This window comes from Methylocystis iwaonis (assembly GCF_027925385.1).
GTDB classification, from domain to species: Bacteria; Pseudomonadota; Alphaproteobacteria; order Rhizobiales; family Beijerinckiaceae; genus Methylocystis; species Methylocystis iwaonis.
Genome location: NZ_AP027143.1, coordinates 229103 through 251652, shown reverse-complemented (window position 1 = coordinate 251652; position 22550 = coordinate 229103). Strand labels below are relative to the sequence as shown.

At 60.3% G+C, this 22550-nt stretch carries 20 protein-coding genes and 1 pseudogene; 3 read left to right on the top strand and 18 right to left on the bottom strand.

What is annotated here, in order from left to right:
- Position 1 precedes the first annotated feature (1 nt).
- From QMG84_RS18935 to QMG84_RS18865, 15 genes are all read right to left on the bottom strand, one after another.
- Complete coding sequence (locus tag QMG84_RS18935; RefSeq protein ID WP_281932212.1) at positions 2-1633, bottom strand: AMP-binding protein; 1632 nt, start codon at positions 1631-1633, stop codon at positions 2-4.
- An 11-nt stretch (positions 1634-1644) separates the two neighbouring features.
- Positions 1645-3774: an aminotransferase class I/II-fold pyridoxal phosphate-dependent enzyme gene (locus tag QMG84_RS18930; RefSeq protein ID WP_281932210.1), complete on the bottom strand. Its 2130-nt coding sequence runs from the start codon at positions 3772-3774 to the stop codon at positions 1645-1647.
- A 36-nt stretch (positions 3775-3810) separates the two neighbouring features.
- Positions 3811-4071 carry an acyl carrier protein gene (locus QMG84_RS18925; protein WP_281932208.1) on the bottom strand — a complete coding sequence of 87 codons (261 nt, stop codon included), beginning with the start codon at positions 4069-4071 and terminating at the stop codon, positions 3811-3813.
- 22 nt (positions 4072-4093) lie between these two features.
- A complete protein-coding gene (locus QMG84_RS18920; protein WP_281932206.1) occupies positions 4094-5107 on the bottom strand; it encodes a methyltransferase in 1014 nt (337 codons plus the stop codon).
- Between the two features lie 12 nt (positions 5108-5119).
- Complete coding sequence (gene pigE, locus QMG84_RS18915) at positions 5120-7663, bottom strand: prodigiosin MAP biosynthesis aminotransferase PigE (RefSeq protein ID WP_281932204.1); 2544 nt, start codon at positions 7661-7663, stop codon at positions 5120-5122.
- The gene (gene pigD / locus QMG84_RS18910; protein WP_281932202.1) at positions 7660-10146 is read right to left on the bottom strand and encodes a prodigiosin MAP biosynthesis protein PigD; all 2487 of its coding nucleotides are present in this window, start codon (positions 10144-10146) and stop codon (positions 7660-7662) included. Before pigD ends, pigE begins: the two co-directional genes overlap by 4 nt.
- 88 nt (positions 10147-10234) lie before the next feature.
- On the bottom strand, positions 10235-12952 hold the full coding sequence (pigC, locus tag QMG84_RS18905; protein WP_281932200.1) for a prodigiosin ligase PigC: 2718 nt from the start codon (positions 12950-12952) through the stop codon (positions 10235-10237).
- A gap of 51 nt (positions 12953-13003) precedes the next feature.
- Positions 13004-14650 (bottom strand): NAD(P)/FAD-dependent oxidoreductase, encoded by a 1647-nt coding sequence (locus QMG84_RS18900; RefSeq protein ID WP_281932198.1) that lies wholly within the window; start codon positions 14648-14650, stop codon positions 13004-13006.
- Positions 14651-14734: 84 nt separating this feature from the next.
- Positions 14735-15187: a DUF6041 domain-containing protein gene (locus tag QMG84_RS18895; RefSeq protein ID WP_281932196.1), complete on the bottom strand. Its 453-nt coding sequence runs from the start codon at positions 15185-15187 to the stop codon at positions 14735-14737.
- Positions 15188-15446: 259 nt separating this feature from the next.
- Positions 15447-15980: a hypothetical protein gene (locus QMG84_RS18890; RefSeq protein WP_281932194.1), complete on the bottom strand. Its 534-nt coding sequence runs from the start codon at positions 15978-15980 to the stop codon at positions 15447-15449.
- 30 nt (positions 15981-16010) lie between these two features.
- Positions 16011-16460 (bottom strand): cupin domain-containing protein, encoded by a 450-nt coding sequence (locus QMG84_RS18885; protein ID WP_350356521.1) that lies wholly within the window; start codon positions 16458-16460, stop codon positions 16011-16013.
- Between the two features lie 121 nt (positions 16461-16581).
- The gene (locus QMG84_RS18880; protein WP_281932192.1) at positions 16582-16986 is read right to left on the bottom strand and encodes a type II toxin-antitoxin system VapC family toxin; all 405 of its coding nucleotides are present in this window, start codon (positions 16984-16986) and stop codon (positions 16582-16584) included.
- Positions 16983-17234 carry a type II toxin-antitoxin system VapB family antitoxin gene (locus tag QMG84_RS18875; RefSeq protein ID WP_281932190.1) on the bottom strand — a complete coding sequence of 84 codons (252 nt, stop codon included), beginning with the start codon at positions 17232-17234 and terminating at the stop codon, positions 16983-16985. The genes QMG84_RS18880 and QMG84_RS18875 overlap by 4 nt, the downstream gene beginning before the upstream one ends.
- Before the next feature lie 157 nt (positions 17235-17391).
- Positions 17392-18390, bottom strand: coding sequence for a GlxA family transcriptional regulator (locus QMG84_RS18870; RefSeq protein WP_281932188.1), 999 nt, complete (start codon positions 18388-18390; stop codon positions 17392-17394).
- 117 nt (positions 18391-18507) lie between these two features.
- Positions 18508-18657 (bottom strand): hypothetical protein, encoded by a 150-nt coding sequence (locus QMG84_RS18865; protein ID WP_281932186.1) that lies wholly within the window; start codon positions 18655-18657, stop codon positions 18508-18510.
- Between QMG84_RS18865 and QMG84_RS18860 the strand changes: the two genes are divergently transcribed.
- From QMG84_RS18860 to QMG84_RS21485, 3 genes and pseudogenes are all read left to right on the top strand, one after another.
- Positions 18650-19294: a DJ-1/PfpI family protein gene (locus tag QMG84_RS18860; protein ID WP_281932184.1), complete on the top strand. Its 645-nt coding sequence runs from the start codon at positions 18650-18652 to the stop codon at positions 19292-19294. The genes QMG84_RS18865 and QMG84_RS18860 overlap by 8 nt on opposite strands.
- Before the next feature lie 17 nt (positions 19295-19311).
- A pseudogene (locus QMG84_RS18855) lies at positions 19312-19410 on the top strand (IS5/IS1182 family transposase); the annotation flags it as partial.
- 358 nt (positions 19411-19768) lie between these two features.
- Positions 19769-19966 (top strand): type 2 periplasmic-binding domain-containing protein, encoded by a 198-nt coding sequence (locus QMG84_RS21485; protein ID WP_350356520.1) that lies wholly within the window; start codon positions 19769-19771, stop codon positions 19964-19966.
- Positions 19967-20066: 100 nt separating this feature from the next.
- On the opposite strand, the gene QMG84_RS18850 is transcribed toward QMG84_RS21485, so the two are convergent.
- From QMG84_RS18850 to QMG84_RS18840, 3 genes are all read right to left on the bottom strand, one after another.
- Positions 20067-20756, bottom strand: coding sequence for a spermidine synthase (locus QMG84_RS18850; protein ID WP_281932182.1), 690 nt, complete (start codon positions 20754-20756; stop codon positions 20067-20069).
- Entirely contained in the window at positions 20753-21418 is a 666-nt protein-coding gene (locus tag QMG84_RS18845; protein ID WP_281932180.1) for a DUF938 domain-containing protein, read from the bottom strand. The genes QMG84_RS18850 and QMG84_RS18845 overlap by 4 nt, the downstream gene beginning before the upstream one ends.
- 175 nt (positions 21419-21593) lie before the next feature.
- On the bottom strand, positions 21594-22514 hold the full coding sequence (locus QMG84_RS18840) for a ketopantoate reductase family protein (protein ID WP_281932178.1): 921 nt from the start codon (positions 22512-22514) through the stop codon (positions 21594-21596).
- Between the last annotated feature and the right edge of the window lie 36 nt (positions 22515-22550).

The window sequence follows — 22550 nt, the reverse complement described above, 5'->3', positions numbered from 1 at the left end:
TTCAGCTCGCCATAGCGGGCGCCGTTCGATGCAAGCCCGGCCCCGCGATGGCGTGCTCGGCGACCTGGCGCAGCGCGAGATAATCGATCTTCCCGTTGGCGTTCTTCGGCAAAGCGTCCAAATGGCGCGCAAGATGCGGGATCATGTATCGCGGCAGCCATGCGCCGCAGTGGCGCTTGATCTCGATTGCGCCGGGCGGCGCGGCGCCTGGGCGCACCGAATAGAAGGCCGCCAATGTCTGGCCGGTCTCCGTGACGACGCCGATGGCGGCAGCTTCGAGAATCGCGGGATGCCGCGACAAGGCCGCCTCGATCTCGCCAAGTTCGACCCTGTTGCCGTTGACTTTCAGCATCCGGTCCTTGCGGCCGCAATAATAGAGCAGCCCGTTCTCTCGCGTGACCAGATCGCCCGTCGCGTGACGGCCTGTCCGATGGTTGTCGTGATTGGCCGGATCGATGCGATTGAAATAACCCGCGGTGACGCAGTCACCGGCGACGATCAACTCGCCGATCTCGCCGTCTTTTTCCACGGGTCGGCCCTCGCCATCGATCACCATGGCGATTTGCTCTGGCAGCGGCAGGCCGATGGGAATCGGCCTTTCCTGCTCGAGATCGCTCGGGCGCACTTTATGAAAAGTGCAGACGTTCGTTTCCGTCGGACCGTAGAGATTATAAAGTGCGCATGTTGGCGGAAGCTGCTTTGCGAGCGTTCTGAGATGCTTGATCGGGAACGGCTCGCCGGCGAACAGCACGCGCTCGAGCCTTGCCGAGATTGCAGGGGTCAGCGCGCCGCTGCTCGCCAGCATCGTCAAAAGCGAGGGCACGCAATACAGCGTCGTCGCGCGGTGCTGGGAAAGACCGTTGACCAGCGCATAAATGTCGCGCTGCTCGTTCTCACGAACAATCCAAACCGCTGCGCCGACGGTTGCCGCCGCGAATAGATCGAACGTGCTCAGATCGAAGTGAAATCCGGCATGATTGACCAAAACGTCGTTTGCCGTCAGCTCGAACTCCTCGACCGCCCAGCCGATGAAGCGATTCAGATTCTTGTAACTGATCTGCACGCCTTTCGGCATTCCGGTGGAGCCCGAAGTGAACAGAATCGCCGCTATGTCGTCGGGGCCTACCCTGGCGGGTTCGGGCAAAGACGCCGCACGCGCCGCGGTTTCATGCAGGGGCGCGACGACGTCCGTCTCCACGCCCGCCATCAGGACTGGCCAATCCCCGCCCTCGCCGTCGAGAAGCAGGACGAGGCGCAACGACGCCGGTAGATCGCCCGCAAGCGCGTCAAATCTTTCGCGATCGGTCACGAGTATGGCTGGCTCGGCGCTAGCGACGATCTTGCGCCCGCGTTCGGCGGGCTGGGCGCCGTCGAGCGGAACATAAGCCGCGCCCGACTCCATCGTCGCATAAATGGCCGTGACAAAGAGGTCGCTTTTTGGCGCCCAGATCGCGACGCGTTCGCCCCGGGCGAGGCCCGCGCGGGCGAAACGCTGCGCCCAGTGTCGAACCCGCCGATAAAAATCGCCATAAGCGATGGCGTCGCGTCCGACAAAGGCCGTGCGGTCGCCGTGAACGAGAGCGGCGGCGCGCAGCGCGTCGATGACGGTCGTCAAATTCCGTATAGGCCGCATATGAAAATTCCTTAGAATGCCGCGCCGGAAAATGCAGGCGCGCCCTGCGGTTCGCAACGAAGGCCAACATCCGTCGCGCTGTCGATTAGAATCTCGGCTGCGAGATCGAGATCCTCGAGCGTGTGTTCCGAGGTCACGCTGATGCGGAGTCTCGCGTCGCCAAGCGCCACCCCCGGATAAACGACGGTCTGGCAGAACATTCCCCGCGCGCGGACGAGGCGGCCGAATTCCAGAGTCTTCGTCTCGTCGCCGATCACGACTGGTATGATCGCGCTCGCCGACTGACCAAGATCGAAGCCAGCGCTCAAGAGCAAACCGCGCAGGCGATGGATGTTGCTCCACAATTTTTCCAGCCGCTGCGGCTCTCTTTCCATAACGTCGATCGAAGCGATCAGCCCCGCGGCCACGGAGGCCGGAATCGTCGCTGCGAACACATACGAATTCGAATAGAAGCGCAGATATTCGACGACTTCGCCTTTGGCCGCAACGAAGCCGCCGACGCCCGAGAGCGTCTTGCTGAAGGTTCCGAGCTCGAGATCAACCTCGCCTTTCATACCGAAATGTTCGCTCGTGCCGGCGCCTGTTTTTCCCAGGACGCCGGTCGCGTGGGCATCGTCCACAAGCACTTTCGCGCCGTATTTGCGCGCCAGCGCAACGACCTTCGGCAAATCGACGATGTCGCCATGCATGCTGAAAACGCCGTCGGTGACGATCAGCTTGCCGCCGGGATGGTCGGCCCATTTTTCCAGCGTGCGTTCGAGCGCATCGACGGCGTGCGGATATATTTTCTTGGATGCCCCCGACAGTTTGCAGCCGTCCTGGATGCTCATGTGATTGATGGCGTCGGTGAAGATGAGATCGTCATGTCCCGCCAACGCGGATATGCAGCCGAGATTAGCCGAGTAGCCGGACGGGTACACGATTGCGTCATCGGTGCGTTTCAGCCGGGCGAGACGGCGTTCGAGCTCCTTGTGGAGAACATTGGAGCCGCCGATCAGCCGGCAACCGGTGTTTGTCGCGCCGTAACGCCGGGCCGCGTCCGCGATGGCGTCGATCACTTCGGGGTGATTGGCGAGGCCCAAATAATTGTTGGACGCGAACATGAGGAACTCGCGCCGCCTGCCGGTAATTTCATCGAAGATCACCGCGCGGTTGCGGCACTTGCTTTCGAGCGGCATACCATACCAATATAGTTGTTCCGCCTGTTTGCCGCGATAGAAGGTGTTGAACTCGTACGCCTTGTGGAAGAGGTCGCGATGGGGCAGCCCGATGAAGTCCTTCATCGTGCGGTTGTCGCCGCTGGGTGCGGCGAAACGATCGCGCGCGCTCGCAACACGCTCGCGCGTTTCGACGAGCGTTTCGATCTTATGGGCGTCGGACGCGCGCAAGAAGGCGTGAAGTTTTTCCATGGTGTCGCAGTCGGAGAGACGGACAACCTCCGGCACGCCACGCTCATCCCGCAGCCTATTGCGCAGCGATTCGACGGCGCCTTCTCGCAGCCCCATCGCCGAAAAGCTCGGGGGCTCGACGGAGCCGAAACTCGCGGGTTGCGCCTCGCTCCCGCTTAACCCAGCGCTTCTGGCGTCCGCGCGAGCGAAGCTGGCGATCATGTCACCGATCGTTACGAGCTCCGCGGTAACGTCCCGCCGGGCGACGTCGAGGGCCGCCGCCGTGTCCGCGAGCACGTCCATCAGCTTCGCCGCGTCGAGGCCCAGATCCTCGCACAGTCTGGCGTCTTCGATCAATCGAAGCCGCGAGTGGCCTGTATGCCTCTCGAGCGTCGCAATCACCGCCTCAAAGATGGGGTCGCGATCTTTGCCGTTTTCGTCGACCGCTTTATCGAGAGCAGGTATCGGGCTGCACGCGCCCTCATTATCCAGGCGGGAGCGAACGAGCTGGACGAGATCGTCAACCGTTCGCAGACCGCGCCCCGTCGATTGCAAGCTCACGCCATAGGCGTTTCCGATGTCGGCGAGGATGGAAACCAGCACGATGCTGTCAACTCCGAGATCGCCCTCAAATTCGGCGTCGGCCGTGATGTCGTCGCGCGCGTATCCGGTGTGACGTTGAATGACGTCGACGGTCGTCTCCCATGGCGAGGATTCGACGCGCCGCGCATTTTCCACGATCATGGCAGTCATTACTGACCCCTAATGCCTAGAATGATGAAAAATCGCTCACGCTTGCGCGGCGAAAGCGTCTGACTGCAATCGCTCGACCAAATCGATTATCGCTCGCACAGAGGCGAAGTTGTCCGGCGTGACCTCTCGTAGCGGGATGGCGACGCCAGCTTCGCGATTAAGCAGATCCACCAAATCAAAAAACGCGCTCGAGTCGAGGAAGTTGAGTTCCAAAAGCGGGGTATCCAGCTCGATCTGATCCGACTCGCAACCCGCACACGTTTCGGCGATAAGCAGCAGAATCTTATTTGCCAGCATTATTTCCTCCAAATGCTCTCAGTCAGGCCTTTTCGCCGATCAACAGTTTGCGTGGCCCGGGAATTGTCTGGGCTCGTGTGTTGACGAACCCAGCATCACGGAAACGACCGAGGTATTCCTCTGTCGTGGATTCGACGCCCCCGTCGGTGGACACAAGCATGTTGATCGAAAGAAGCGATGTGAAGAGCGGCCCGCTCTCGTCGTCGTTGAGCGGCGTTTCGCTTGCAACAAAAGTTGCGCCCGACGGCATGGCCGCCAATATGTTTTCGAGAATTGTCCTTTGGCTTTCGATGGCGTAGTCGTGCAGCATCCAGCCGAGGTGAACGAGATCGAAGCCGCGAGGAAGGTCGCCTTCTAAGACATTGCCTTCGAAGACAGCGATGTGATCCTTGAAGCCTCGCGCGTCGAGCTTCTCGCGCGTGAAGGCCGCGGCCTGCGGAAGTTCGCAAACCGCAACTTCTAGCTTAGGATGGCTTCTGGCGACCGACATCGGCAATGAGCCGCATCCGGAGCCGATATCGATGAACCGCCGGTAGGGCGAGAAATCGAAGGATTCGATCATGCCGTCGACGAAAGGCTGCGCGAGGACGCCCAGAAATTCCTGGAAATCCGCAACGTCTCTCGGATTCTGATAAAGAATGTCGAACCAGCTACGATTGTCTCCGAACACGGCCGTGCGCCGATCTTCGTCTTGGCGAATCGCCTCCGCACATTGGCCCCACAGCGGGTAAAGAAAGACGTCACAGTGGCGCGCCATCCACCCCATCCATTGCGGCGACGTGCTGACCAGGCAGCGTTTAGCGGCGTCGGAGAGGCGATATTCATCGTTTTCGCGAGAAATAAGCTTCATGGCTTCGAGCGCGATCAAAAGTCGCTTTCCGGAGGCAAGCGGGACGCCCGCCCTACGGCACACCACCTCGGCGCGCGCTGGCGGATCCATGGCGTCGAATATCCGCAACTCCAACGCGGCGGCGACTGTTTTCGACTGGAAAAAACCCGTCAAAATGCCGGCGATTTCCTTTACTGCTGACTCCAAGGCTCAGTCTCCTCAATCCAAGAAAGTGGACATCTCGTCACAGACAACTGCAAAGGCTCGCACGAACGCGTCAATTTGCTCACGGGTGATAATGAGAGGCGGCTGAATGCGGATGACGGTCGAACTATTAGCCGTCACGAACGTCAAGATGTTATGGTCGTTGCCGAGCTTGGTGACGAAGCGCATGCAAAACATCTCGCCGAGCGTTTCCTCCATCTTGTTCATAGCGTGCATCAAATCGTCTCGGACAGCGTCGGGAAGAAAACGCCATGTGAGGTGCCAGTCTCCAGGCAGGCGTGTAGCGAATTCCTTCGCGCTCGCCGCCACGCAGCCGCGAAAATCGCTGGCAAATTGAATCGCGAGCATCAATCCGCGTCCGCGAACTTCGGCGACGAATGGATAGTCGGCAGCAACTCTGGTCAGCTCGTTCTTGAAATAGGCGCCAAGCTCCTCGGCGCGGGCCGGCAGATTCTGTTCGATCAAGCAATCCAGAGTGGCGAGTCCGGCGACGGCCGCGAAGTTGCAGCCGCCAAACGTGGATGTATGCAGGAGAAAGCGGTCGGCCGTCGCATAAGCGGCGTCCCACGCCTCGGGCTTGGAAAGCGTCGCGCCAATCGGCACGAGCCCGCCGGAAAGAGACTTCGACAAAGCCAAAATATCCGGTTCGAGCCCGTCCCATTGACTGGCGAGCATACGCCCCGTGCGGCCCAAGCCCGTCTGGACTTCGTCGACGATGAGCAGCGCGTTGAACCGTCGGCAGAGATCCTGCACGCCCGCGAGGTAGCCAAGTGGCGGCACGATCACCCCGCCTTCGCCCTGGATCGGCTCGACGACGAACGCGCTGACGTCGCCTTTGGCGAGTTCGCGTTCGAGCGCCTGCAGGTCGCCGAAGGGAACGCCGAAGCAACCGGGAAGCAAGGGCCGAAACACGCGCTGATGCTTATCGCGCCCTGTCACGGAAAGGGCGCCGAGCGTCTTCCCGTGGTAGCTGTTCTCGGCGAAAAGCAGTCGCGGGCGAGGGTTCGCGGCCTTCGCCAATTTGATCGCCGCCTCGATCGCTTCGGCGCCCGAATTGCTGAAGAACGCCCGCTGTAGCCCGCCGCCCACCATCTCGCACAGGCGTTCCGCGAGCAGCGCGGTGCGCTCGGGCAATGAAACATACTGAACGAAGTTCGGCTGGGCTTCCGCTAAAAATCGTTGAAGCGCATCGACGACGACAGGCGGATTATGCCCTAGGTTGAGACAGCCGTATCCAGCTACCATATCCAGGAAGCGACGCCCTTCCGTATCGGTCAGGACGCAGCCCTCGCCTTTTGCGAACACATGATCGCAATGGAGCATGTGCAGGAAATCGGCCATCATCGGGTTAATGTGCCGGCGGTAGCGATTGATCGTTTGAAGCCGACTGTCTCGTCCGCCCGTAGCCGGCGTCTCTATCTCGCCGACGGGAGGCGCGGTCTGCCCCCGAACGCCATTCGGCTTCAAATGGAAACGGCGGAAACTCGCGATCGTGTCTTCGGCAAGGCGCTCACCGTACGAGGCGAGGGGATAGGGGACGAAGCCGTGGCGCTCGGCGATGCGCCCGATTTCGGCCACCTTCTCTGGAGGGAGTTCGCGCCCGATCGAGAAACGCTCGGCGCGACCTTCGAGCGCCAGAACCATCGTCTCCGCCAGACAGCCGTTGAGCTGCTGCTTGACCGAGAAATTCATCGACTCCGTTCCCAGCCGCACCGCGCCGGAGCCCGTCAGACAGCCGCCGTCGATCACGAGAATATCGTCGCGGCGCTGCGAGCCTCGCTTGACGTCAAGCGGCAGGCCGACGTCGATCACCACCGAGCCGGGGAGCAGTCGATCGGCGTCGATCACGCCGCCGGTCGAGGTCGCGGCGACAAAGAATCGATCCATTGGATAACAGTCCGCGACCTCGCCGGTCAGAGTGACCCGATTGCGCCACTCGGGAGGCACATGCGAAAGCACGTCGTCGGGATTGGCGCCCGGGCGATGAACCAGATCGAGACAAACGCCAATTTCCAGCAGCATTCGAGCAATTGCGAGACAAATTGAGCCGGGAAAGCCGACCACAGCCACGCGATGCGCCTCGGGATCGAGGCGCATCAGCTCGAATACTTTACGCAGGCCTTTGAATCCGGCGTAAGACGTCAGCGAGTTGCCGCTCGTCACTGGCACCGAGGCCCGTTTCGCCGTTTCCAGAGCCCGGCGCCCGATGATCGACGTGAAGCCGCCCAGGCCGACAAGATCGGCGCCCTTGTCGGCCATCTGCTCGACGCCCTCGACGACGCGTCGAAGGATGATTTGCGGCTCATCAAGCATCTCTTCCGCCGTCAACGGAAGATACTGGACCCAGCCCGCGCATTCGGCGCCGCAGGCCGAGCGAATGGGCGCAAATTCCATGAATGGGACAAGGTTGCGGCGGCTCCACAACTCTCTCGAATAGCCGTCATGCAAATCACGCGACGTGCGTTCCACCATGTCGATCATCTTGACGTAGCGTTTCAATCCAATCGACGTCGGATGCGCGATGAAACCGAATTTCATATGCCGAATTCCTCCGTGAGGTCGCGCACTTCGGCGCCCGCTGCGTTCAGCCGGGATCGCAGCGCCGGTTGCTTGACGAAAGCGCCATCGCGCTGCCAGCCTTTGGCGCTCGCCAGCGAAAGCCCGTCGCCTTCGTTGTTGTGCGACAGATTGACGTTGAAAAGATTCAGCCGGCCGCGTTCGAGCAACGCGCATTTCAGCATTTGGGCGTCGAATGAATCGAGGGTGCGGGAGACGACCTTCAGCCCGCAGATGTTTTCTTCCCATTCTTCGGCGGCAATGTTGACGAGTCGCATTTGCCGTGACGTGCGGTTGAAGAGCACGAGCTCCTGATACGTGTTGATTGCAGACAGGCCGCCGTTGAAGAAGGTGAAGATGGTGATCGTCTTGTCGCCCAATGGGGCCTGCGCGAGTATGTTTTCGGCCATGCTGGGCAGAACGTCGGGGACCATCGCGCGCGCGCCGTCGCCGACGAAGGCGATCAAATCGGTTGGGCAAGTGTGGGCCAATGACATTGTCGCGAGCAAAGCGTCGCCCATGAGCGCGCGTCCGTACCAGCCCGAAAATCCGCGCCTCGTGCGCGGAACATTGCGCACGGCCGAAATGCCGCAGCGGCCGACATCGTAGACGCCGGTGTAATCATAGCCATCTGCGACAATGAGGCCCTCGATCAGCCGGCTGAACTGGTGAAAGAAGTAGTTTGGACTCATCGGCGCCGCCGGCAATTTGCTGATGATGTCGGACGGCGTATCGCAGAGCGCCGACATTGCAGCGATTCTTCGCTGGCGCCGGGCAGGATCAACATCGAGACGACGATCCACCGCTTGCAGAAACGCACGGCTGTCCATGACCAGCGGATGGTCGGTAAAGGGCGAAATATGAGCCGGGTTCTGCGTCACCTGAACGATGTCGAAACTTCTGCCAAGTTTCGCCTCCGTGAAGGGCGTCGCGATCTGGGAGATTTTGCTCTTTACGAAGAAGAGGCATTGTTCGTTGGGCGGATTGATCCGCCCGTCGGTGTGTAGAAAACGATAGACGCGTTCGCTGAATGCGTAGACCCCCAATGTTCCCAGAAAATTCGCGTTTCGCTCGCCATTACGGAACTTTGGGATCGATCCCGGATAAGCGAGACTGTCGGTCAACGCGACGCCGGCGCGATCGGAGATGTCGAGGACGAGCTCCAACTCGTCGTCCTCCATTGGGCCGCACTGCCACAACACTTTGTCGGGCCCGTTGTTGAGTAAATCCATTACAGCCGTAAGTTCAGGCGGATCACCCTCCGCCGTCGCAAACGGGCCTGTCAGGTTATGGGCTGGCGGCAAGCACGCCTCGATTGGGCCACTGACGTCCATGACTGCGCGGGTCGCGAGTAGCACAACCGGACCCTCGCCGGCGTCGTAAAGCGTCGCCGCGATTTGCAGATCCTCGGCAAGGCGCTCGGGATCGTCCATGTAGACGCAGGGCAAGCGCCGCGCCTTGACAACCTCTCTGCTGTCCTCGTCGGGGGTGATCGTGGCCTGAAACGCGAACCAGGAATTCAACCGCTGTTCGGCGCACACGATGAATCCTTTTGCGCGCGCCTCGCGCAGATTCGCCAACGTACCCTTGAATTCGTCGATCATGCCGCTCGTCACGACAATGACGAATGGCTTGCTATAGAGTTGCCAGTTGGCCATCGCCCCGCAGGCCAAGCTATGCTCATTTGGTCCGCGAAGGACGGCGGCGCCAACATTTTGGCAGCAATTTTCGAGGGCGTTGATCAGCGTCGAGACAACTGAGCCAGTGTAATAGAACATCAGCCAATTGGATCCGGCGCGCTCTGTGAGAAAGGCGGCCAAAATCTCCGCCAGCGCGGATTTTGGCCGCCGCGCGGCGCCGGGTTTGACCCGCTGGTTGGCATAGCTCATCTCGAAGAAGTCCATCCACAGACACAAGAGCCTCGTCTGGAGAACCTCGCGTTCCTGAGGCATGACGCATCGGATGTAGTTCATTGGGTGATATTGAATGCGCGCAAAGCCGGGACGTTGAAATACGACAGTCGAGAACGACGATTGAAACGCCGGAATCGAGGCGTCGCCGAGCGTCGCATAAAAATCGGCCAGGGCGCGGTCGAAGTCGTCGATCGACATTGCCGCGAAGTCTGAATCGCTGAAATCGACGAAGGCCATGCCGACCTGGAAACCGCCTTCCGTCCGCTCCCGCAACGCAATCAATTTTCCTGCAACACGCTCCAAAGTCGACGACTGCACAACGAGCAGGGTCAGTCGATCCTTGCGGCTCGATAAGAAACGGATCGCTTTCTCGCGCGCCTCCGAGTAGACGGAATCTTCGACGAGATCATCCTGGCCGCACGGCCATTCCGCGTCAACGAAGACGCGGTGGAAGACGTCTGTTTTGATGTCGTTAATGACGCTCACGCCAGTCTGGAAAAACGACTGGCTTCTCGTAACGACGACGACGGCGATGGAGATTGAAGTTTCCACGGTCGGCTTCCAGCGTTTGTGAAAAATTACGAAGTAAACCTCCCGCCGGGCGCGATGCCCGAAGGGCCACGAATTTTGTGCGGTTCTGTCAGGCGGCGGCTTGCCGCTCGGCGCGTTCTTCGATGCGAACGACGCCCGCGTCTCCGTCGAGATAAAGGAAGTCGCCGGTTCGGATTTTCAGCGTCCCCGATCGAGTGTTGACGACCGCAGGGATGCCGAATTCCCTCGACACGATGGAGCTGTGGGACAACGGCGAACCGATGTCGGCCACAACGCCCGCGGCGAGAACGAAAAGCGGAGTCCAAGAGGCGTCCGTGAATTTGGCCACGAGTATTTCGCCCGGCTCAAACTCCTCGGCCTGACGCTGCAAATCGGTGATGACGCGGGCGCGCGCGACGACGACGCCGGGGCTCGCGGCGAGTCCCACAAGGGCGTCGCTATCATCCGCGAGTCGCGCCGCTGCGTTTGACCGTTTCGGCTTATAGCCCCCAACAATGCTCATGGGTGGCTCCTCGGCGCGCAGATTGATGAGATGCTCGCGCCGATTTTTCTCAATGAGCTCGCGCGAGAACGCTTGCGCCGCAGTCTTTTGGCCCGCGACGTAAGCGCGCAGCTCGTTGAAATCGAGAAAGGGCAGGTCGGATAGATTCGCCACGCCCTCTTCGCTCAACCGCCGTATGATCTCCAGCGCAATTTTGCGATAGAACCAGGTTTCGGCGACGAAAACGGGGCGGACGCGCTCGCGCAGGTCGGCCATTTTCGCATAGGCGGAGATCACGAAGCGCAGCTTCAGCCGCGCCTTCAGCGGAAGGGTCGAAAGCAGACGCGTGGTATCTTCGCGCCGCTTCGCGTCGCTCTCGCGCATTTTGTCGTAAAGATCGAATTCGTTCAGCAGATATAGACGGATGACTTTCAGCAAATAAAGCGGATCGTCGTTCCAGCGCGCAATGCTCAAATCGAATTCCTGACGCCCACGCGTTCCGAACTGGCGCAGAAACGCTGCGAACGGACCGTCCCAAAACGTCTTGCCGGAGCTACTGAGTTGCAGCCGCTCGACCAGCTCGTCCGGCGAGCCGTTCAAAAAGAGATCGCGCAGCTCTGGTTGGGCCTTCACCGTGTCGGCGAGCGCGACGACGCCTTTGGTGACGTCGATCGTCCGCAGATTATTGAGCGACGCCTTGATGCGATTATGCAAGCCTTCCCCTCTCCCGCCGAGCCACGTCTCGCATAGCTCCGCTAAAGCGTCGTAAAGCGCGAAGGATTGCAGAAAGAACGGCATATAGGCCGAACAGCTCGCTAAAAAGTTGCGGTCGATCAGTTCGAGCTCGGCGTTGAGCTCCTCGAGACTCATTTTCGTCAGATCGAGCGCGAGAAACCTGTCGATGCGGTCTTTGCCCAACGCCTCCATGCGCCGCGCGGTCTTTTCAGCAGTCGCGACATTGATGAGTTGCTGGCGCAGCCAGTAAAAGGCGCTGCGCAGATAGGCCAGCCCCTTCACCGGTTCGCCGTAGGGATTGCGGTAGTTGGAGAGATCGACCTCGTCGGTGGCGTATCTCTTGGTGAATTTCATGTGATCGCGGGTCGGCGGACACTGGGTCAGCATGTAGGCCGAGGCCGAAATGTTTAGGTAGACGTATCCGCGGATGTAGCCCATGAAATGCCGCGACGACGACATATTCAGCAGCCCCATCTTCTTGACCGCCGGGCCGTGAATGTTGTTCTGGTAGAACCGGCAGAATGACAGACCGAACGGCGTCATCAGCCCGGTGACGATCTCTCCTGTGTCCATGCGCGAGAACATCGTATTGTCTCGCAGCGAGCTTTCCGCTTCCTCTGGATCGGCGAAAACCGCGTGGGCGGCGCGCGGGTCGCTCACAGTGATGGGCCGCGCTTGCAAAATGGCGATCTTCCCGTCCTTGATCGCCCATTCGACGTCGAGCTCCTTGTCGGCGAAGGCCGGACCGCACGACTGCCTGATAGTCATCGCGTGTCGCGCGAGCTGTGCGGCCTGATCGTCCGTCAGCGTGGCCGCGTCGGCGAGCGTGGCGGGCGTTTTTTCCAGCGCCACGCCGCCGTCGCGGTTGCATACCGTGCGCATCGGCTTGTGGCGGATTGTCCTCGCGACGGCGAAGTCCGTGCGATCGACGAGATAGCTGTCGGTGACGACCTGGCTCGACACGACTCCCTCGCCGACGCCCCAGGCGGCCTCGATGACCATGCGGTTGGCGTCTCCGCCGATCGGGTCTGTCGTGAAGAGTACTCCCGCGGCGTCGGCGCTCACCATCTGCTGAAGGATTACAGCGATGGATTTTTCCGTGTCGCCGCTCTGCGCGACCGCGTCACGCTGACGACCGTAGACCGCTACATGGTCGGCCCATAATGACGCCCAACAGCGCTTTACGCAGTCGATGACGGCACGCTCGCCTTCGACATTGAGGAATGTCTTGTATTGGCCGGCGAACGAGCTTTCCGCCAAATCCTCGCTTACGGCAGACGAGCGCACGGCGACCCGCCCGCCTCCGAGCGTCGCATAGGCGGCGATGATTTCGCGTTGCAGGTCTTGCGGTAGCGTAGCCGCCTCCAAGACGTCTCGCAGGCGCGCCGGATCGTTTTTGGTCGTATCTTCTGTAAGGCCGAAGCGTTCGACGAAAGCGCGATAGGCTTCTGTCGTAACGCAATAGGCCTCTGGCGCGGGCAAGCCGGCTCGGGCAAGCGCATTCAGCGACATGGCCTTTCCACCCAGGATCAGGCGGTCCTCCTCGAACGTCCCATCGAGCGCTCGGACGTATTTCATCGCTTCGGCCATTGTTATCTCTTCGTATGTGGAAATTGCGCGAATTGAATGGTTAGGTAACAGTTAGACCATCGAGAACTCTGCACTGAGCGGCACGCTTGTTGCGCCCAGCGCCATCTTCAGACGTTCGGCCGCATCGAGTCCCGCGCCAACGGCCGACTCGAAATTGCCGACGCCATAGGTGTCCTGATTAGCGAAAACCATGCGACCAAAGGGCGCCGACGCTCTGCGGAAGAGGTCGCTTTTCATTTGTCCTGGACGAGGCGATACGAGCCCTTTGGGCCATAGCCACAGGCGAATGTCCTCGACGGCTTGCGGGGGAACGCCAGCGCAGGCCAATATGTCCGAAACCTCCGCTCGCGCCGTCTCTTGAAGATCCCGGAACGCCACTTTTGCGAGCCGACCCGTGTTGTCGCGACGAGAAACCGGCTTAAGGAGCGTGAGGACGCCCCCTGGATGGCTTTGCGTCGGATCGAGCCAGTTTGCGGAGATGCAGCCGCCAATCCGGCACCATCCCATAGGGGCGGCCTCGTCTTTTCCGGCAATGATATATGCGCCGAAGCGGTCGCCCCAGACCGGCTGCTTCAAAATGACGTTCGCGACAATGTAGTCGCCATATTCGATCTCGGCCATCGCAGCCCGCTGGGCGGAGGGAAGATCGTGTATCGCTTTGAGCGCCGCGTGTTTCGACGCCGCCCATACGACCGCACGCGCCTCGACAACATGCTCCCGTCCGTCGCGTTGAAAGGTCACGCGATAGCGATCGGCGCCGTGGCTGCGTATGGATGTGACTTTCGCCCCATTGACGCAGCGAAAGCTCTCGCGCAGTTCCAGACGCTCGCGCAACCGCTCCGTGACGAAGCCGTTGCCCCCCGGAAACGCGACAAGCTCGCCATACAGGTAGCCAATAAGGAAATGAAGCCCGACGTAGCCCGATACATCGTCGAGCGTCAGGCTTTCGACCTGCAACGTCGTGACGATGGCGTCACGAACCAGATTATCGAGGTTTTTGGGGGGACGCAGGTCTGGCGGCAGCGTCTCGCGCAGGCGAGCGTCGGACAGCAACTGCTCCAGAGTGACGCTGTCGAATTGCTCCATTTCGGCGCGGCTCCAGCCGTCGGCGGGCTTCCACGGAATGGAGGGGTAGCGGCCCTTTCCGGGCGCAAGGCGCGCCAGATAAGCGTTCAGATGCGCGAAGATCGGGTCGCCAAGCCGCTTTTCTGCGGCGACATAGGCTTGGCCTGATAACGCGGCCCCGATGAGCGATCCGGTCAGGCGATAAACTTTCGGGTTCATCAGTGACGCTGGATGGGAAAGGAAAGCGTGCGACACGACGCCGAGATTTCCAATCAAATCGCCGGTCTTGAAAAGCACCAGCAAATCATCCGACGTCGAGCGCCACGAACCCCACAGGCCAAGATCTTTCAAGAGTTCCGCGACTCTTCCGTCCGGCGCCGGCGATTGCAGGCAGGAAGCTGCAGTGGGAAACCGCAATTCGCCATGGCGTTCGAAACGGGCGGCGCCGCCGACATTGCGACCCTCTTCGAGGAGAGTCACATCAAATCCTTCCATGCGCCAAGCGGCGGTCAGTCCCGCCAGTCCGCCGCCGACGACGATGACGTCCGCGAAACCTGGCGCGTCAAACGTACGGGTATCCCCAAAGTGGTCGAACTCTTGCGAGCTCGGTCTGTCGAATTCTCGCGTAAGCATCGCAATCTCCCAAGCTTCGAGACGCGCGGGATCAATCGGCCGCGGCGCGGCCGCAATATCATCGATGTTCAACGCCGGCTTGGTCTATCGGTTCTGCGTCACAGCCGATGCGCGCTGTCGTAGATCATCTTGCTTCGCTGTCGGTGGCGTTGCAGGAGCGCGCCGCTTTTGCAGTTTGTCGCGGATCAGTAAAATTGCGACGATCGCAAAAGGCAGGTCGATAGCGACGATCTCCGGAGTCGTCTTTGCGAGGATGGCGATGAAACAGGCGATCATCGCCAATTGGCCGACCGCCGCCGCCATTACGAGGCGGTCGAAAAGATAGCTGACGCCCGAAGCGAACAGCGCGACGCCAACGATGACCGTCACGACTCCGCCGTGGTCTGCGAGCCATCTGCTGATCGGCTCGAGAATCGTCCCGGTGTTGTTGAACGCCGCTGTGCGCAGCGTTTGCGGCACGTTCTCAATGTCGGGGAAGGCCTTCGCCAAGCCCGCGAGGACATAAAGCAGACCAAATATGTAACGTGCGTAGCGCATGAATTTCCACCAATAATGTTTACGTTGAATTGGGCCGCTTAACAATGCCTGAGCCAATACTATGCGAAAGCTTGTGACGATAAACAATGGTCAACTATTTGTGGCTCATTTGCTATTTAGGTATACATCTGAACTTTGACAGGCTCATGACTAAGTGCACATCCGCACCTCATCACCGTCATTTCTGTTTCTAATAAACACGGCCATGCTCGGAGGGCCATCGATCCAGCGTCGATCACGTTTTTTGAATTATTGCTCCCTAATGCATCATTGATGGGCGGAGCATTCCGAAACTACGATGCGCTCTGGCTTTGAACTGACTAGCGCTATCTTGAACGTAGCGCCGCAACCCGATGTTTCCTCGATCCAATTTTCCCCCAAGCTTGCCAATAATTTCTCTTGCAATGGAGAGCCCGAGTCCTGTGCCAGTAGTCGTATTTTCTTTTCGCCAGAATGGTTCGAAAATGGCGCGTGAGGCATTCGTGATCAAATTGCCGAGCACGCTTTCCAAAGCCAGCCGCTGCGCAAATATGACCTGGGGCAGCGCGGCTACCGGTGGCTTTTCGCCTTTCCCCACAGTTGGGATTGGCGCCCGCTCATCGAAGCGCGTCCGCTCTGGGACGTCGTCATGCTTCTCCTTTGCGGCGGTGGTTTCGTGCTCGGCGAGACGGGCGTCGTGATCGGCTGGCGGCGGCTCGATAAAAAGCTGGCGGCGCGGCCAGATCGCCAAACAAAGCTCAGGCGTCTCCTGCACAAAGCGTAACATCAAAGGGCTGCGCAGTGCGCGTTCCAATTCCCGCGACGCCGAGCTATCGGCCCCGCATCATCCAGCTTTGGCGCCCACATGCACTGCCAGCCACACCGTCGGTTCATTGGCGTCCGTCCATTCGATGCGGTGCCGAGCGTGGGCCGGGATCTCCACGTAATCGCCCGGACGCAGGATGCGCGGCGCCGCCTCGCCCTCGAACAACAAGCCCGCCGAGCCGCCCAGCAACACGACCCATTCCGCCTGCTCTTGGTCGTACCAGAAGCCAGGCTGGCTGGCCTGCCCGGTGGAGACGATCCGCTCGATCCTCGCGCCCGGCAACTCGGCCAAGATCGTGATCTCTTCGTCGATCAAGCGTTCGGGCACGTTCGCAAACAGGTTTCTGGCGCCGAGCATCGGCTTCCTCCGTGCGGCTGCAGCAGTCCCCTCTTGCACCCCGTGGCCCGTCAAATGGAAGTAGTCGCTTCTTCCGGTGAGCATCTGGGCCAGCCCGTCGACGGCGGCCAAGACCGTAGACGACGAGAAATATAGCGGGCCAGAAGCGAGCGTAGCGCACGCGCATGAGGAACCATGCCGATCGGCAATCGCGCTGAATTGCGACGTTGGCTCGAAGATTCGTCCCGGGGCGTCAATATCTCACGGAATCATTGATGTCGGTCTGCGAAAAATCATTGCCTTTGAACAAGAGGCGCGCGCGGTAGGCGCGAGCACAGGCGTAAGCGAAGCAATCCCCGAAATTGAAAGCGGCGGGATGGCGGCTTCGCCCGTATTTCTCGAACGCGCCGAGCGCGACGCTTGTCATGCCTTCAGTGATAGGAACGACGCGCACGGCGGCCTCGTCCAGCAATTCGCGCAGCATGTCCTGCGCGTCATTGGCGGCGATCTGGCGCGCGCTCATCAGGCGCGCGCAGGTCTCATAAACCGCGAGAGGGGACGTATATGGCGCCTTCGCCGCAGCGATACGCTGCGCCATCTCCGGGCCATCCGGCTCTTCCAGAAGGATCGCGAGAAACGCGGATGCGTCGATCATCATTTCTCGTCGCTCCACATATCATCGAAAAAACCCTTGTGGCTCGCGTGCGTTTGTTCGGGCCGGGCGGGGTGCGACGCGACGCGCGCGCGAAGCGGCTGCAGTCGTTCCCACAAAGGGATTTTCGCCCGCTCGCGCGCGAGCTCATTCGCGCAGGCTTCCTTGATCGCCTCGACGATGGGCTTGCGCTTCGCCTTTGCGAGCTTGCGGATGAGCTCGTCGGTTTCGGGGTCTTTGATGCTATACGCCACTAGATACCTCGTTTTGGATATACGGATACCCTGACAATAGGTATATAGCATTAGGGAGGCGCTAACAAGCCGGAAGCTGTTGATCTGCTCCGCTATTCCTTCGATCTGAGGGATGGCGCTGCAAATTCCCAATTTACCGCCGAAGAGCCCAAGAGATTCATGCTCGATCCGCTCCACCCATCGCCGGGGACCCAGATCGCGCGTTCAGCCGGCTGGCGCGTCGTAGCGATTGCGGTGGTTGGCCGTAAATCCTCACGAATGCCCTGCGCATTCTTTCTACGTCGCCAAAGCCGACGCTTCGCGCGACTGATTCGATGGGTTCGGTCCCCTTTTCGATCAGGGGGATTGCAGCCTCGGCGCGCAAGCGCTCGATGGCTTTTGCGGGCGTTTCTCCTGTCTCGTTGACAAACGCTCGCGCAAACTGACGCGCACCGATGCAGACCGCTCCAGCGAGTCGTTCGACCGTGAGCGGCTCGTGCAAATGTTCACGCGCGAAGGAAAGCGCGTCCTTGATCCGACCTGACGCCGGTTCGAGCTCGAGAATGGTAGAGAACTGGGACTGGGCTCCCGGCCTGCGGTGATAGACCACCAAGTCTTTCGCGACGGCCTTCGACAGTCCCGCGCCAAAATCCTCCTCGATGAGCGCAAGCGCCAGATCGATGCCGGATGTGATTCCCGCCGCTGTCCAGATGTTGCCATCCTTGATGAAAATCCGGTCGGCGTCGACGCGAAGTTTTGGAAAGCGCCTTTGAAGCGCAGCGGCATATCGCCAATGTGTCGTAGCCTTGCGGCCGTCGAGCAGCCCCGCTGCCGCCAGTAGGAATGCGCCTGTGCAGACGCTCGCAACGCGCCGCGTTCTCGGCGCTAGGTTTTCGAGCAGCGCGACCGTTCGTCGATCGCGTTCGAGCGCCTGGCCTTCGGGACCGCCGACCACCAGGAGTGTGTCGATACCATCTTGCGTTAATTTCGAGGAGCCTACGGACACCCCGGAACAACTGACGACCGAACCACCTCGCGCCGAGATGACCGAGAGCGCGTAAGGCGCCTCATGCATGCACGAGGCGACATTGAAAGCGCACAGCGGACCACTGAGATCGAGCAATTCGAAGCCGGGATAAACGACGATCGCTATGGACCGTACGACATTGTGAGCCATGGCTGATCAACCTTGCAGCCATAGGCTGCCTCCATTTGCTGGCGCCGTCAATGACAGATTTTGAGGTATATATGTCATTTCTGCCATCGTCTGCGTTGGCTATGGTGTCCTCGATAATCACAGCCGGGGAGTAACGCGCATGCCCATTTTACCCGAGAAATCCAGCGTGCCTTCAATCGAGAAACTCCGCGCCATGATATCGCCGCAGGGGACCGCGCCATTCCATGTCGGCATCGTCATCGGGCCCGGCTTCATTCCCATGGACATGGTCGGCGTCCAGACAATTTTCGGGCTGATGCCGGGCGCCGAAATTCATTTGGTCTGGAAATCACTGGACTTGGTCGAAGGTTTCCCTTCCTGGTGGACGAAGCCGACAACGACCTTCGCAGATTGTCCAGATCTTGACGTCATCGCTGTCCCGATGCTGCCGCCGGAAATCCAGAACGACGCCGAGGCGATTGAATTCGTCGCAACGCAGGGGCGCAGGGCTCGTTGCGTCATCGGCATTTGCAATGGCGTTCTTATGCTCGGCGCCGCAGGTCTTCTCAAGAACAGGCGCGTGACCTCGAGCCATAACGCGTTGCCGATTTTAACCCACCTCGGGGCGGCGGAGGTGGTGCAGGGGGGCGCTGGCGTTGTCGTCGACGGTAATCTTTACACTGCGGGCCCTGGCGTTGGCAGCTTCGAGGCTGCACTGCTCGCAGTCGAACGCATTTTCGGGCGGGCTAGCGCTGAATTGGCCGAGTGGATTATCGAATACGATCCCCATCCACCCTTTGGCACAGGAACCGCGACACAAGCGCAGCCCTTGCATGTCGAGCAGTCCGAGGCGCTGATGGCCGACATGGCTTCCCAATACTCACGCGGCGCGGTGGAGGCGTTCGCCAAAATGTCGCAGTGTTGACCGAGAATCCGTCTGTTTTGCCTTCCAGCAGGCGCTTCGCCACACGCGACGATCGGAGCACGACCAACTTCCTCGCAGCCGTCTGCATCGCAGCGACTGTCAGCTATTGGTCATGAGTTTAGATGTGGGGTCTAAGGAGGTTGTTTGCTGACCAGCCCTCGGCCGCTGTCGCCGCCGGCTTAGGGAGAGCCTGTTCGACCAGTCCGGCACATTTTTTGGAGCGAAACAGCGCCGCGAAATCTCGCGCCCCTCGAAGCGGCGGCGTCGAGCGCGCTTTGGCCACCCGAAATTTCTCGGGTGGCGGAAACGTCGATCTCGGGAGCGCCACAGCTATGGGCATGGGGAGCCGCACGCTCGCGGTCTACTCCCGCCTCAGCGCGTCGATCGGATTCATCGCCGCGGCAGGCCGGCACGGAAGATAGCCGAAAATTAAGCCGAATCCTACTGCAGCTCACGCCTGCCGGCTATGGAACGATGCTTGTTCCGCAACTCGCCGTAGAAGCATGGCGGGATCGGAAGAATCGCATGACCGTTCTGCCGATAAAGGGGACTAACGTATCGCGGCGCGTCAGACTGGTTTTTCGCCGTGGCGAGCCGCGGCACAAAGCGATGAACGTCTTGGCGCAAACGCTCCGCGCCAGTCTCCCGGCTTGCGTGACCGTCGCGCCGTAGATCTTCCGCTTGGTCGTCAAAGAACTTGGTTTCCTTTTCAAGAGGGGCCAAGGCTCGTTGGCTTACCAGCCGTTGACGAAGTCTTGATCGACTAGGGGAACTATTGGGCGCCACGATCGATGCGCGTCGCGATCCAGACGACGTGTCGGGCTCCGCCTCGTCCGCCATTGGCGCGCACCTTGATCTCCTCGACGCCGAACCCCGCCTTGTGGAGTCGCTGTGTGAAGCTGCGATCCGGGGCGCAAGACCAGACGGCCAGGACGCCGCCTGGACGCAAGGCTTTGCGGGCCGCCGTCAATCCCGCGCTGTGATAAAGCCCGTCATTGGCTTCGCGCGTCAGCCCCTCGGGGCCGTTATCCACGTCTAGGAGGATTGCGTCATAGGACCCCCGCCCCGAATGAATGAGGCGGCCCACATCCGTTTCCTGGATCGAGACGCGCGGATCCGTCAGACTCCCCCCGTGTAATTCGGCCATTGGGCCGCGCGCCCATGCCACCACGGCTGGGACGAGTTCCGCGACGACGACTCGCGCCTTTGGATCGAGGACCGAAAGCACGGCGCGCAAAGTAAAACCCATCCCAAGTCCGCCGATGAGGATGCTCGGCGCTGGGCAAGAGCGAATTCTCTCATATGAGAGTGTGGCAAGCGCTTGCTCGGATCCACTCAAACGGCTGTTCATCAGTTCATTATTGCCGAGCATGATCGAAAATTCGCCTCCCCGACGCATGAGTCGCAGCGCGCCCTCGCCGCCCGGTATTTGCGCCGTGTCGATCAAAGACCAGGGAATCACGCTCGCCTCTTCCGTTCGTCGAAGATGTCTTTCGCCGCCGGCGTCGGTTGTCTGGTCTCGGCGCTGCGGCGAAAAATCAAGCTTAGATTATTCGCCGGCATTTCCACAATGTCGGGTCTTTCGAAGCCTGCCTGGCGGCCAAGATCGGCCACTGTTTCGAGATCACGCACGCCCCAGGAGGGATTTTGCGCGCGAAGGCCCGCGTCGAATTCCGCGTTGCTCGGCGCGGTATGCGCGCCGTCCCGTTTGTAGGGGCCATAAAGATAGAGCGGCGCGCCGGCCGGCAGAATCGCGCCTGCATTGTCGAACAAGCCCACCGTCGCCGCCCATGGCGAAATATGGACCATGTTGATGCAGATGACGGCGTCGGCCCGTTCGATTGGCCAGGGCGCGCTCGCCGCATCGAGAGCGAGCGGCGCCCGCACATTCTGGGCGCCAGAGCACGCGATCCACGCCGCGACGCTCGCACAGGCCTTTGGGCTGGGGTCCGATGGCGTGAACGTCAGGTTTTTCAGGTTGGCCGCAAAATGCACGACATGTTCGCCGGAACCACTCGCGATCTCCAACACGAGCCCCTGTTTGGGCAGAACCGCCCGCAACACATCCAGGATGGGCCCTCGGTTGCGGGCCGCTGCGGCCGAGAAAAGGCGATTGTCGTTCATGCGCTTCTCCGGATTCCGCGGCTTGAAGGAAACGGGACCGCTGGTCGTCCCGCCCCATCGAGCGGAGATGCCCGACGAGAGAACTCTATGCGAGAGCCAAGCCAATCGAATGCGCTGCAAAGGAACGCCATCAAAGAGCAATCAGGCCCCTTTCTCAAGCTTCAATAACGCACGCTCATGCAGCCTTGACCCTGTTCTGGTAAATACAGAGATGAGCGTAGGCTGCGGAGAGGAGAGGCGCGTTGATCCCCACTTTTTTCCCACGACGCACCATGTCGCCGATAATCTCTTCCACCTCAATAGAGCGGCCACGCTCAATATCCCGATACATCGAAGAGGCCACCGACGAACCTTTGGCGATAATCTGTTGCCGTGTTGCCGTGAGGAAATTATCCGATGGGGCCTCACCCACCGCTCTGACAATCGCGACGATCTCATCTAGAATCTGGAGCGCAAAGGCTTTGCCCTCCGGGCAAGCTTCTACCTCGCCTATTAGCCCGCGCATTAGGCAAGTGACCGCTCCCAGGGCAGAAAGCAAAATCCATTTCTCCCACATTTCGCGACGGACGCAGCTCGAAAGCCGGGCTCCAATCTGAGCGCTTCGGAGGAACGCGTCCAGCGCCTGAATCCGCGGAGTCAGGCTGCCGTCGAGTTCGCCATAGGCCAATTCCTGCAGGAGCGAAAGCTGTATAATTCGGCCGTCCTCTTCGAGAACGGTCATAACTCTCAGAGCGCCGCCAATTACGTTGTGCGGAAATCGCTCCGACAAGATGTCCATATGACGCATTCCGTTGAGGACCGGCAGGATCATCGTGTTGCCGCCAACCGCCGGTGAAAACGCGTCAAGAGCGGCATCGAGCTGAAAGGCCTTTACGGTTACCAGGATGATATCGTAGGGCTTGGTAATAGTTTCCGCCGTAATGAATGTCGGGTGGAATATTGTATCGCCAAAGGGGCTGATAATCCGGAGCCCACTCTCTCTTATCTGTGCGGCGCGTTCAGGTCGCACAAGGAAGGTAACGTCACGCCCCGCCTGCGCCAACCGCGTTCCAAGATAGCCCCCCGTTGAACCGGCTCCGATGACAAGCAGCCGCATGATTCTCTCCTCCTCTCCTGCGCATGTCGGTGCGTT

Coding starts and splice junctions, on each gene's coding strand:
- QMG84_RS18840 (WP_281932178.1), bottom strand. CDS start 22,514: ATGCGGCTGCTTGTCATCGGAGCCGGTTCAACGGGGGGCTATCTTGGA.
- QMG84_RS18865 (WP_281932186.1), bottom strand. CDS start 18,657: ATGTCCATGGGAATGAAGCCGGGCCCGATGACGATGCCGACATGGAAT.
- QMG84_RS18935 (WP_281932212.1), bottom strand. CDS start 1,633: ATGCGGCCTATACGGAATTTGACGACCGTCATCGACGCGCTGCGCGCC.
- QMG84_RS18930 (WP_281932210.1), bottom strand. CDS start 3,774: ATGACTGCCATGATCGTGGAAAATGCGCGGCGCGTCGAATCCTCGCCA.
- QMG84_RS21485 (WP_350356520.1), top strand. CDS start 19,769: ATGCTTGTTCCGCAACTCGCCGTAGAAGCATGGCGGGATCGGAAGAAT.
- QMG84_RS18900 (WP_281932198.1), bottom strand. CDS start 14,650: ATGCTTACGCGAGAATTCGACAGACCGAGCTCGCAAGAGTTCGACCAC.
- QMG84_RS18925 (WP_281932208.1), bottom strand. CDS start 4,071: ATGCTGGCAAATAAGATTCTGCTGCTTATCGCCGAAACGTGTGCGGGT.
- pigC (WP_281932200.1), bottom strand. CDS start 12,952: ATGGCCGAAGCGATGAAATACGTCCGAGCGCTCGATGGGACGTTCGAG.
- QMG84_RS18870 (WP_281932188.1), bottom strand. CDS start 18,390: ATGGCTCACAATGTCGTACGGTCCATAGCGATCGTCGTTTATCCCGGC.
- QMG84_RS18845 (WP_281932180.1), bottom strand. CDS start 21,418: ATGAACGACAATCGCCTTTTCTCGGCCGCAGCGGCCCGCAACCGAGGG.
- QMG84_RS18880 (WP_281932192.1), bottom strand. CDS start 16,986: ATGATGATCGACGCATCCGCGTTTCTCGCGATCCTTCTGGAAGAGCCG.
- QMG84_RS18860 (WP_281932184.1), top strand. CDS start 18,650: ATGGACATGGTCGGCGTCCAGACAATTTTCGGGCTGATGCCGGGCGCC.
- pigE (WP_281932204.1), bottom strand. CDS start 7,663: ATGAAATTCGGTTTCATCGCGCATCCGACGTCGATTGGATTGAAACGC.
- QMG84_RS18895 (WP_281932196.1), bottom strand. CDS start 15,187: ATGCGCTACGCACGTTACATATTTGGTCTGCTTTATGTCCTCGCGGGC.